Annotated in this window: 6 protein-coding genes; 2 read left to right on the plus strand and 4 right to left on the minus strand. The window is 67.7% G+C overall.

Annotated elements, in window-relative coordinates:
• The first annotated feature begins 21 nt into the window (after positions 1–21).
• Together ABIB38_RS20720 and ABIB38_RS20725 are read left to right on the plus strand one after the other, a co-directional pair.
• Positions 22–1,602, plus strand: a complete 1,581-nt coding sequence (locus tag ABIB38_RS20720) for an oligopeptide:H+ symporter (RefSeq protein ID WP_429206589.1) — start codon at positions 22–24, stop codon at positions 1,600–1,602.
• Between the two features lie 123 nt (positions 1,603–1,725).
• The gene (locus ABIB38_RS20725; RefSeq protein WP_429206590.1) at positions 1,726–4,443 is read left to right on the plus strand and encodes an alpha-1,6-glucosidase domain-containing protein; all 2,718 of its coding nucleotides are present in this window, start codon (positions 1,726–1,728) and stop codon (positions 4,441–4,443) included.
• A gap of 31 nt (positions 4,444–4,474) precedes the next feature.
• On the opposite strand, the gene ABIB38_RS20730 is transcribed toward ABIB38_RS20725, so the two are convergent.
• From ABIB38_RS20730 to ABIB38_RS20745, 4 genes are all read right to left on the minus strand, one after another.
• The gene (locus ABIB38_RS20730; protein ID WP_429206605.1) at positions 4,475–6,436 is read right to left on the minus strand and encodes a diguanylate cyclase domain-containing protein; all 1,962 of its coding nucleotides are present in this window, start codon (positions 6,434–6,436) and stop codon (positions 4,475–4,477) included.
• A 335-nt stretch (positions 6,437–6,771) separates the two neighbouring features.
• Positions 6,772–8,649 (minus strand): glucokinase, encoded by a 1,878-nt coding sequence (locus tag ABIB38_RS20735; protein WP_429206591.1) that lies wholly within the window; start codon positions 8,647–8,649, stop codon positions 6,772–6,774.
• A 144-nt stretch (positions 8,650–8,793) separates the two neighbouring features.
• Positions 8,794–9,819, minus strand: coding sequence for an alpha/beta fold hydrolase (locus ABIB38_RS20740; RefSeq protein WP_429206592.1), 1,026 nt, complete (start codon positions 9,817–9,819; stop codon positions 8,794–8,796).
• Positions 9,820–9,897: 78 nt separating this feature from the next.
• Positions 9,898–11,754, minus strand: coding sequence for a putative bifunctional diguanylate cyclase/phosphodiesterase (locus tag ABIB38_RS20745; RefSeq protein ID WP_429206593.1), 1,857 nt, complete (start codon positions 11,752–11,754; stop codon positions 9,898–9,900).
• Positions 11,755–11,828 lie beyond the last annotated feature (74 nt).

Consider the following 11,828-nt stretch of genomic DNA (forward strand, 5'->3'; position numbering starts at 1 on the left):
GACATTTCAAGGAAGCGGTCGATGACTGATCTAGCAAAACCAGGTTCCGGGCGCATGCCGCGGCAAATCCCCTACATCATTGCCAACGAAGGCTGCGAGCGCTTCAGCTTCTACGGGATGCGCAACATCCTGACGCCCTTCCTGATCACGACGCTTCTGATGTTCCTGCCGGAAGACATGCGCACCGGCGAAGCCAAGCACGTGTTCCACACGTTCGTGATCGGCGTGTACTTCTTCCCGCTGCTGGGCGGCTGGCTGGCCGACCGCTACTTCGGCAAGTACAACACGGTGTTCTGGCTCAGCCTCGTGTACTGCGCGGGCCACGCCTGCCTGGCCATCTTCGAGGACAACGTCCACGGCTTCTACTTCGGCCTGTTCCTGATCGCGCTCGGCTCGGGCGGCATCAAGCCGCTGGTGGCCTCCTTCGTCGGCGACCAGTTCGACCAGACCAACAAGGACAAGGCCAAGGTCGTGTTCGATGCGTTCTACTGGATCATCAACTTCGGCTCGTTCTTCGCTTCGCTGCTGATGCCGCTGCTGCTGCGCGACTACGGTCCGGCCTGGGCCTTCGGCGTGCCCGGCATCCTGATGTTCATCGCCACCATGGTGTTCTGGAGCGGCAAGAAGAAATACGTGCACGTGCCGCCGGCGCCGCCGAATCCGCACTCCTTCATGCGGGTGGCCAGGACCGCGCTGCTGGCCAAGCAACCCGGCCAGGGCCGTCCGGGCCTGAACGTGGCCCTGATCGGCGCCGCGGGCGCCGTGGTCTCGCTGGCGATGTCGGCGCAGTGGGGCTTCGTGATCGGCGCCTGCACCGCGCTGGTGCTGCTGATGGCTTTCGGGGGCATCGGCGCCTCGATGCAGCTGGACCGCGCGCGCGGCCTGCATCCGCAAGAGGCGGTGGACGGCGTGCGCGCCGTGCTGCGCATCCTGATCGTGTTCGCGCTGGTGACGCCGTTCTGGTCGCTGTTCGACCAGAAGGCCTCGACCTGGATCGTGCAGGCCAACGAAATGACGACGCAGGTCAGCTTCCTGGGCTGGACCTTCGACGTCATCCCGGCCCAGATGCAGGCCCTGAATCCCCTGCTGGTGATGATCCTGATCCCGGTGAACAACCTGCTCCTGTTCCCCATGCTGCGCAAGTTCGGCATCGAGCCGTCGCCGCTACGCCGCATGACCGCCGGCATCGTGCTGTCGGCCGCCGCCTGGATCGTGGTCGGCAACCTGCAGGTCGCGCTCGACGCCGGCGACGCCGTCTCGATCGCCTGGCAGATCGCGCCTTACGCGCTGCTGACCCTGGGCGAGGTGCTGGTCTCGGCGACCGGCCTCGAATTCGCCTACAGCCAGGCCCCGGCCTCGATGAAGGGTGTGATCATGGCCCTGTGGTACCTGGCCGTCACGGTCGGCAACCTGTGGGTGCTGATCGTGAACGCGAGCGTCAAGAACGAGTCGGTGGTGGGCTATATCGAAGGCACCGGCATGGGCGTGATGGCGGCGCAGATGTATTTCTTCGCCGGCTTCGCGCTGCTGTCGGCGCTGGCGTTCGGCTGGTATGCGACGCGCTACAAGATGGTCGACCATTATCGCGGCAACGCCGCCTGATCGACCGCTGCACTGGACGTGTGGACGGCTTTGCCGTCCACGGGTTCAACTCCTTCCAACCTGTCTATCATGGCGGGGTTTTCCGGCCGCCTGAACGCGTGCACGGGGGCCCGTCCACCCAACATGCGCAAACTTCATCTCGCCCTCGCGGCCGCCTCACTCTCGACGTCCGCCTACGCCGCGGTTCCACTTGAAACGTGCAATGGCGCGCTCTTCCAGGAAGTCCTGCACGCCAATGGCGAACAGCTCGACGCGCGCGCCGTCTGGCTCGACAAGCGCCTGGTGCGCTGGCCCGGCGCGCCCGCTGACGGCGCCTATCGCCTGTACCACTCCCCTGCCGCCTCGGTCGTTGCCAGGGTCGGCGGCAAGGTCGCCGGCGCCGCCGGTTCGATCAAGCTCGACACCTCCCTCACCGCCGTCCCGCAGGCGGCCGCCGAGCGCTTCAAGTGGGTCGCCGCCGGTCCGACCCTGCGCGTGGCGGACGCCGATCTCGCGCGCCTGCCTGCCCTGCAGCGCGAACAGCTGGTGCTGGTGCAGGAAGACGCGCGCGGCATGGTGGTCGCCGCCACCCGCATCCAGTCGGCCGGCGCGCTCGACGACCTGTACGCCGCCGCCGAAGGCATCCGTGACCTCGGCGCCATGCCTGCCGCGAAGACGACCGGTTTCAAGCTGTGGGCGCCGACCGCGCGCCAGGTGGCGCTGTGCACCTATGACGGCCCGACGGCCACGGCGAACGCCGTGCATGCGATGAAGCTCGACGAGAAGACCGGCGCCTGGTCGGCCAGCCTGCCGCGCGACCTGTCGGGCGCCTATTACAAATATGCGGTCGACGTCGTCGTGCCCGGCGCCGGCCTGGTGCGCAACCTGGTCACCGATCCGTATTCGGTCAGCCTGAACGCCGATTCGAAGCGCAGCTACATCGCCGACCTCGATGCGCCGCACCTCAAGCCGCGGGGCTGGGACGAGACCCGTCCGCCAGCGACGGTGCAGGCCCCGACCGACATGGTCATCTACGAGCTGCACGTGCGCGACTTCTCGCTGATCGACGAGACCGTGCCAGCGCCCAAGCGCGGCAAGTACGCCGCCTTCTCCGAGACCGGCTCGAACGGCATGAAGCACCTGCGCGCGCTGGCGAAAGCCGGCCTGACCGACGTGCACCTGCTGCCGGTGTACGACATCGGCAGCATCCCGGAGGTCGGCTGCGCGATGCCGCAACCATCCGGCGCGCCGGACGGCGAAAGCCAGCAGGCGCTGATCGGCAAGACGGCGCATGCCGACTGCTTCAACTGGGGCTATGACCCGCAGCACTTCAATGCGGTCGAGGGCAGCTACGCCAGCGACCCGCAGGATGGCGCGCGCCGCATCGTCGAGTTCCGCGAGATGGTGATGAACCTGCACAACGCGGGCCTGCGGGTCGGCACGGACGTGGTCTACAACCATACCTTCATCGCCGGCCAGGAAGAAAAGTCGATCCTCGACCGCGTGGTGCCCGGCTACTACCACCGCCTGGATGCGAAAGGCGGCATCGAGACCTCGACCTGCTGCTTCAACACGGCCACCGAGAACACGATGATGGCCAAGCTGATGATCGATTCGTCGGTGCTGTGGACCCGCCACTACAAGATCGACTCGTACCGCTTCGACCTGATGGGCCACCAGCCGCGCGCGGCCATGGAACGCCTGCAGAAGGAGGTGAACGAGGCCGCCGGCCGCCACGTGCAGCTGATCGGCGAAGGCTGGAACTTCGGCGAGGTCGCCGACGGCGCGCGCTTCGTGCAGGCCTCGCAGCTGTCCCTGAACGGCACCGGCATCGGCACCTTCAGTGACCGCGCGCGCGACGCCGTGCGCGGCGGTTCGCCGGGCGACTCGGGCGAGATCGTCGTCCGCCAGCAGGGCTACATCAATGGCCTGGTGTACGACCCGAATGCGCTGGGCCGCGAGCACGCGCCCGATGCGCTGCTGCGCGCGGCCGACCTGATCCGCGTCGGCCTGGCCGGTTCGGTGCGCAGCTATTCCATGCAGACCTTCGACGGCAAGGTGCGCCAGCTGCAGGACATCGTCTACGGCGGCATCCAGCCGGCCGGCTATGCGAGCCAGCCTCACGAGGCCGTGAATTACGTCGAGAACCACGACAACCAGACGCTGTACGACATCAATGCGCTCAAGCTGCCGGTGGCGACCAGCACCCTTGAGCGCGCCCGGGTGCAGGCGCTGGGCATGGCGATCAATGCCTTCAGCCAGGGCGTGGCCTATTACCACGCCGGCATCGACGTGCTGCGCTCCAAGTCCCTGGACCGCAACAGCTTCAATTCGGGCGACTGGTTCAACCGTCTCGACTGGACCTACCAGGACAACTTCTTCGGCACCGGCCTGCCGCCCGCCGCCGACAATGCGAAGGACTGGCCGCTGTTCAAGCCGCTGCTGGCCAATGCCGCGCTCAAGCCGGCGCCCGCCGACATCGCGTTCGCGCGCGACGCCTTCCGCGATTTGCTGCAGATCCGCGCCAGCTCCACGCTGCTGCGCCTGCGCAGCGCGGAGGACATCAATGCGCGCCTGCGCTTCTTCAACACCGGCCCGGAGCAGACGCCCACTGTGCTGGCGGCCTGGATCGACGGCCAGGGCTATCCGGGCGCGAACTTCGCCGGCCTGGGCTACCTGGTGAACGTGGACAAGAAGGCGCACACCATCGACGCCACGCTACTACGCGGCAAGAAGCTGCGCCTGCATCCGGTGCATGCGGCAGGCGGCGCGGCGGACCAGCGCGCGCGCGAGGCGCGTTTCGACAGTGCCCGCGGCGCCTTCACGGTGCCGGCGCGCACGGCCGTCGTATTCGTGGAGTAAGGTCTGCGGCCGCGCCGACCCGATGGGTCGGTCAGGCCGTGGCTTCGAGCGCCGGCGTGTTGGCCAAGCGCGCGATGGCGAAGGTATTGCGGCCCATGCCCTTGGCCTCGTACAGCGCGCCGTCGGCCAGCTCGCTGATCGACTGCGTCGTGACGCCCGGCGCGTCGGCCAGGCCGACGCCGATGGTGGCGCCCACGGGAATCGCATGGCTGCCGACCAGGAACGGCGCTTCCATCGCCTGCAAGATCTTCTTGGCCACCAGCTCGACGTCGCGCGGCGAGCCGACTTCGTCGAGCAGCACCGTGAATTCGTCGCCGGCCAGGCGCGCCACCAGGTCGGAACTGCGCACCACGTTGCGCACGCGGCGCGCGAACTCCACCAGCACCATGTCGCCCGTCGCGTGGCCGTAGCTGTCGTCGATCTGCTTGAAGTAGTCGACGTCCAGGTACAGCAGGGCGAAGGCGCGCTCGCGTTGCGGCGCGCGCTGCACCGCCGCCTGCAGCGCCAGCTCGAACTGGCGCCGGTTCGGAATGCCGGTCAGCGCGTCGGTGTGGGCCAGCGCGTGCAGGTTACGCTCGTGCATGCGCGCCGCGGTGGCGTCGGTGGTCAGGATGTAGACGCCGATCACCTGGCCGTCGCGCAGGTGCGGCAAGAAGGTCGAGTGCACGATGCGGATGTGCTTCTTGCGCACGATGTCGTGCTCGCACTGCGAGGCCTTGCCGTCCCAGGCATCCTTCAGGGCTTCCTGCTGCTGCGACCAGTATTCCTCGCCGAAGGCCTCGGCCATGGTCCGGCCAGTCACCTGCTCGCCAGCCTTGCCGAGCCAGGACTTGTGCACCACGTTGGCGAACACGTAGCGGTGGTCCTGGTCGAGATGGGCGATGAGCACCGGCAGGTTGTCGGTGATCGTGCGCAGCCGCTCCTCGCTTTCGGCCAACCGGTCCTTCGACGCCTTCAGTTCGGTGATGTCCTTCATCGCCACCACCGCGCCCAGGGTCTTGCCCTGGGCATTGCGCAGCGGACGGCCGCTGGCCATCAGGGTGTAGGGCGCCCGTCCGCTCGGCGCGATCACCATTGCGCCGTCGCGCACCACCTCGCCTTTGAGCGCGCGTACCAGCGGAATCTCGTCCATTTCCATCGGCGTGCGGCCGTCGGCGTGGTGCAGCGAGTAGTACTGCGACCATTCGGCCGGCGCCACCGCCTTCAGGTCCAGGCCATGCAGATCGCGCGCGCTGCGGTTGAACAGCGTGAGGTTGCCGATGGCGTCGCAGGCGACGATGCCGACGTCGATCGATTCCAGCACCGCGTCCAGCAGCTCCTGCTTTTCCTCCAGTTGCTGGCGGATGCGCATGGCCTCGGCGACCCGCTCCTCCAGCTCGGCGGTGCGGGCGGCGATGCGCTGCTCGAGCTCCTTGTTGAGCGACTTGAGCGCCTGCTCGGCGAGCATGCGCGCCATCACCGCCCGCATCTGATTCAGTTCGACTTCGACCAGTTCGGCCAGGTCCCTGAGCACCTGGCGCTCTTCGTCGCTGAAGCTGCGCGGCGCGTGGCCGATGACGCACAGCGTGCCCACTGCCTCGCCCTGGCTGTAGACCGGCTGGCCGGCATAGAAACGGATGTGCGGCGCGCCCGTCACCAGCGGATTGGCGGCGAAGCGCGGATCGCGCGCGGCATCCTCCACCACGAGCATCTCGCGCGCCTGCACCGCGTGGCTGCAGAACGAGACGGAGCGCGGCGTCTCCTGCGCATCGAGCCCGGCACGCGACTTGAACCATTGGCGCTCGGCGTCGACCAGCGAGACGAGCGCGATCGGCACGCCGAAGGTCATCGCGGCAAGGCGGGTGTACCGATCGAAGCGCGTCTCCGCGGGCGTTTCAAGGATTTCAAGCTCGGCCAGCGCGGCAAGGCGGGCCTGCTCGTTGTGTGCGTAGGTGACGATGATGGTGCTCTTCCTAATACCGGTTCCGGGGCGGCGGGTCGAGGCCGGGACGATGAGGAGACGCCGGAAACGGCGGCGCCCAGGGACGAATCTTACATTGGGTTCCTGGCGGAAACTACTGTTTCCGCAGTGAGCGTTGCGTGCGGTAGACGTTTTTACGCGTCGGCTGGCAGGTGGTCAATACAGCGGGCCACCCCAGCCCTCGACATGCAAGAATAGATATCCCAGATAAATTTCCCGATACCCTGCTACGAGAAAATGCGCCGTGCAGGGTTGCAAAACCGCGCGATACCACGGGGAATCGCTGCGGTGTGCGCGCGGCCGGCGAGGCCTTGCTGGGCACAATTTTAGTGACCGATTGCAGCGCGCCAGAATAAATCAGTGCTTCCCTAGACGTCCAGGTGCGAGATCAGGAGACGGCGCTGCTCGATGTCGTTCTGGCTATCCTGGCCGCCCTCCCCTTGCGCGCCGAGCGAGATCCCGACCGACATGATGTCGATCAGCAGCAGTTGCAGGATGCGCGAGATCATCGACAGGAACGTCGTGCTGTCTTCGCTGTGGTCGACCGCCAGGCACACGCTGGCCTTCTTCGCCAGCGGCGACTTGCTGCTGGTAATGGCGATGACGTCGGCGCCTTGCGCGCGCGCCGTGTCCACCGCCTCCAGCAGGTCGGGCAGCTGACCGCCGGTGGAGATCGCGATCACCACGTCGCCCGGCCCCAGCAGGCCGGCCGCCAGGTTGAGCAGGTGCGAATCGCCGTACAGCGCGGCCGGGATGCGGAAGCGGAAGAACTTGTGCTGGCCGTCCAGCGCCACCGCGCGCGAATTGCCCATCGCGTAGAACTCGACCCGGCGCGCGCGCCGCAAGAGCTCGATCGCGCGGTCGATCGCATGCACGTCGAGCGCATCGCGAAACTTCAGGATCGCCGACACCGTGTTGTCGATCACCTTGGCCGACAGGTCGTGGGTGCTGTCGGTGACCCGCACCTGGCTGTGGCGCACGGGGATGGTGCCGGTCAGACTGCCGGCGAATTTGAGCTTGAATTCGGCCAGGCCCTGGAAGCCCAGCGAACGGCAGAAGCGGATCACGGTCGGCTGGCTCACGTCGGCCAGGCGCGCGATCTCGGCGATCGGTTCGGACAGCACCTTGCGCGGATGGTCGACCACCAGGCTGGCCACGCGCTGCTCGGCCGGCGACAGCTCGTGGCGCAGCTGCTGCACGCGGTCCATCAGCGTATTGGCGCCGCTGCGCCCGCGCAGGTGCTCCGACAGGATCGCCGAGACGCCGTACAGGGCCGGGTTCGGCGTCATGATGACGAAAGTCGGGATCTGGGCGATGTAGTCGGAAAAGCGCCCCTTGGCCTCGAAACGGGCGCGGAACGGCGACGTGGCGAACCACTCGCCCATGCGCGGCACGATGCCGCCGCCGATGAAGATGCCGCCGAACGCGCCCAGGGTCACCGCCAGGTTGGCGGCGGCGCTGCCCAGCATGCCGGCGAAGGTTTCCAGCACCTCCAGACACAGGGCGTCGCCGGCGTCGAGCGCGCCGCTCATGATCTCGGCGGTGCTGCGCGCCGGGACGTCGGCGCCAGGCGCCTTGCCGTTGCGTTGCGCCAGCGCGCGGTAGATCAGTTCGATGCCGGGGCCCGAGATCAGGCGCTCGTTCGAGACGTGCTTCCATTCGCGCCAGGCATATTGCAGGATCGCGAATTCGCGCTCGTCGCTCGGCGCGAAATTGACGTGACCGCCCTCGCTGCCCAGGGTGACGAAGCCGTCAATGGTCGGGATCACGCCCGACACGCCCAGGCCCGTGCCGGGACCGAGCACGCCCGACACCGCGTGCGTCTGCGCCTGCCCGCCGCCGACCTGCAGCAAGTCCTTCGGCTGAAAGCCAGGCAGCGCCATCGCCAGCGCGGTGAAATCGTTCACGATCAGGAGCGTCGACAGGCCCAGCGCGCGGCGCACTTCGTCGGTCGAGAACTGCCAGTCGCGATTGGTCATGCGGATGAAATCGCCGCTGATCGGATTGGCCAGCGCGAAGGCCGCGTGGCTGATGCGCTGGCTCGAATGATCGGCCAGGTAGGCGTGCAGCAACGGGACGATGCCGTCGTAGTCGTCGCAGCGCAGCACGGTGACCTGGCTCAGCACGCCGGGCGCGGTCTCGAGACCGAAGCGCGCATGGGTGGCGCCGATGTCGGCCAGCAGGCGCGGGCCGTCGGCAAAGGCGGCGCGCGCGGGTTTCAGTTTGGTATCTGGATCAACGGTCATCGCGCAAGGATACCATTGAACGAAATGCAGGCGAATGGGCGGTGGGCACTGCGAAGGGGGCTGTTGCAGGAGCGAACCCGGCTACCCGCCTGTGCGGATACCCGGGTTCCTGTCACCAGGCCGCCCAGGGCGGCACCGGCTCGCTCAGCGCACCAGCCCTTCGAGCAGCGCCTTGTGGAACTTGACCGGATCCTGCATCTGCGGCGCATGTCCCATCTCGGGGAAGGTCACCAGCGTCGCGCCGGGAATCGCTTCCTTCGTCTTCCGGGCCAGCACCGGGTAGTTGCCGAGCTTCGGGCGGATCCCGGCCGGGGCCGCGTCCTTGCCGATCGCGGTGGTGTCCTTCAGGCCCATCAACAGGAAGGTCGGCACTTTGATGAGCGGAAACTCATAGACCACCGGCTGCGTATAGATCATGTCGTAGATCAGCGCCGAATTCCAGGCCACGATCTCCTTGCCCTTGCCGCGGTACATACCGACGAGCATCTGCACCCACACCTCGTACTCCGGCTTCCACTGGCCGTTGTAATAGGTGGTGCGCTCGTATTCGCGCACGCGCTCGGCCGAGGTCTTCAGCTCGCGCTCGTACCATTTGTCCACCCCCAGCGACGGCACGCCCAGGGTCTTCCAGTCTTCCAGGCCGATCGGGTTCACCATCACCAGCTGGTCGGTCGCGTCCGGGTACATCAGCGCATAGCGCGTGGCGAGCATGCCGCCGGTCGAGTGGCCGATGACGATCGCCTTTTTCACGCCGATCGACTCGAGCAGCTTGCGGGTATTGTCGGCCAGTTGCTGGAAGCTGTACTGGTAGTGGCGCGGCTTGGTCGACTTGCAAAAGCCGATCTGGTCGGGCACCACGACGCGGTAACCGGCCTGGGCCAGGGCCCTGGTGGTGCCTTCCCAGGTTGCGCCGCAGAAGTTCTTGCCGTGCATGAGCACCACGGTGCGGCCATTCGGGCTGGCCGGCTTGACGTCCATATAGGTCATCTGGAGATCGACGCCCTGGGACGTGAAGCGGTATTGCTGCGTCGGTTCGGGGTAGGCGAACTCTTCCAGCTCGGGGCCGTAGACCGGCTCGGACGCGGATTGGGCAAGGGCCTGGGCCGGCAGCAGCGCCAGCGCGAGCCCCATTCCCGCGACGGCGCGGGCGATACGTGTAAAGACGGGCATGGCGATCGATGCAAAGTTGACGGAACCACCAGTCTACCGGATCGCCGCCGATTCGCCATGCAGCAGGCCAGGCCATCGTCAAGCCAGCAAGGCGCGCATCGCGGGCACCGACAGCGGCGCATCCTGCGCCTCCTGGAAGCGCCGCAGGACGCGCTCGATCGCCTGGACCGGCAGCGCGCGGCTGAAGTACCAGCCCTGCACGCAGTGCACGCCGCGCTCGGCCAGCCACGACAGGTCGGCCTCGTCCTCCAGGCCCTCGCACAGCAGCTCGGCGTCGAACACCGCGGCCACGCCCTGGATCAGGGCGAACACGCCGGCCGTGCGGGCGTCGCTCGCCACGCCGTGCACGAAGCGGCGGTCGGCCTTGAGGCGGTCGAAGGGAAAGCTGGTGAGCGCATCGAGGTTCGAATAGCCGGTGCCGAAATCGTCGACCGCGACCCGCACGCCGAGCGCGCGCAGCGCCGACACGCGCTGGTGCAGCAATTGCGGCGAATCGAGCAGCAGGCTCTCGGTGACCTCGAATTCGAGCAGCTCGCCCGGCACGCCGGTCGCCTGCAGGATCTCGGCCAGGCGCGCGAAGATCTGGGTGTGCATCAGCGAGGCGCGCGAGAAGTTCAGCGCCACCGGCGGCGGCGCCAGGCCGCGCGCGCGCCAGGCCATCAGGTCGTGGCAGACCAGTTCGAGCACGTGCATGTCGAGCTCGAAGATGCGGCCCGAACTCTCGGCCTGCGGCACGAACATCGCCGGCCCCACCAGGCCGTACGCCGGATGGCGCCAGCGCACCAGCGCCTCGAGCCCGATCAGGCGGCCGCGGGCGATGTCGACCTGCGGCTGGTAATGCACTTCCAGACAGCCGAAGCGCAGCGCGCCGCGGATCGCTTCGCGCAGCTCGTAGCGCAGGCGCGCGCGCGCCATCAGCGTCGCGTCGTATTCGTGCACGGCGCTCGATCCATGCTGCCGGCGGATCGAAGACACGGCGATGTCGGCGGCATCCAGCAGGCCGTCGGCGCTTTCTTCGCACGGCAGGTACTGGCGCCGGATGCCGATGCGCGCATGCAGGGTGTGCATGCAGCCCGGCTCGACCTCGAACGGCAGGTCGATGGTGGCGCACAGCCGTTCGACGCGAGTCGCGTGCTCCCCGGGCGGCGTCCCCGCGGGCGACGCCAGCGCGAACGCGAACTGGTCGCCCCCCAGGTGGCCGAGCAGCGCGCCGTCGGCCCAGTGTTCGATGCGCTTGCCCATCAGGCGCAGGATACGGTCGCCCGTCTCGCGCCGGAACAGGTCGTTCACCTGGCGAAACCCGATCAGGTCGACCATGCCGACAGTGACCCGCGCGCCATCTTCTTCCAGCAGCAGGCGTTCCAGGTGATGCAGGAACACCGCGCGGTTGAACATGCCGGTGATGGGATCGCAGTAGCGCAGTTCGAGCAGGTCGGCCGCGATGCGTCCCAGCAGCCGCAGCTGGGCAACCTGGGCGAGGTCGAGTGCGCGCGGGGCGGCGCCCATCACCCACAGGTTGCCCAGCAGATTCTCGCTCTCGCCGCGCAGGGGAATGGCGGCGTAGTGGCGGCAGTACGGCGTCCCGGCCACCAGCGGATTGGACGCGAAGCGCGGATCGCGGCTGGCGTCGGTCACTTCGAACCAGCCGCCGCCCTGGTCCACCGCGCGTTCGCAGAACGAACCTTTGCGCGGAAAGAAGCTGTCCTGGATGCCGATGCGCGACGGCAGCCAGATGCGCGACTTGAACATCAGGCTGATGCCGCCGATCTCGGCGCCGCAGGCCTGCACGGCCAGGCGCGTAATGTAGTCGAGCTTGGGGTCGGGCGATTCGCTCAAGACGTCGCCATCGTCGTCGCCCAGCGGATCCAGGCCCGGTGGCGGCGCGCCGCTCTCTGCCCGCTGGTGCTCCCGGCCCCGCACCAGGCGATAAAACATTCCTGCTCTGCTCATGCTGCGCACATTCCCTCCCCTCTCGCGTCGATTGGCATCGACGCGCCGCGGCCGCGCGC

This window comes from Massilia sp. UYP11 (assembly GCF_050434805.1).
Taxonomy (GTDB): domain Bacteria; phylum Pseudomonadota; class Gammaproteobacteria; order Burkholderiales; family Burkholderiaceae_D; genus Telluria.

Excerpts from the sequence above, each read along its gene's own strand:
- ABIB38_RS20745 (WP_429206593.1), bottom strand. The coding sequence starts at position 11,754 with ATGTTTTATCGCCTGGTGCGGGGCCGGGAGCACCAGCGGGCAGAGAGC.
- ABIB38_RS20735 (WP_429206591.1), bottom strand. The coding sequence starts at position 8,649 with ATGACCGTTGATCCAGATACCAAACTGAAACCCGCGCGCGCCGCCTTT.
- ABIB38_RS20720 (WP_429206589.1), top strand. The coding sequence starts at position 22 with ATGACTGATCTAGCAAAACCAGGTTCCGGGCGCATGCCGCGGCAAATC.
- ABIB38_RS20740 (WP_429206592.1), bottom strand. The coding sequence starts at position 9,819 with ATGCCCGTCTTTACACGTATCGCCCGCGCCGTCGCGGGAATGGGGCTC.
- ABIB38_RS20725 (WP_429206590.1), top strand. The coding sequence starts at position 1,726 with ATGCGCAAACTTCATCTCGCCCTCGCGGCCGCCTCACTCTCGACGTCC.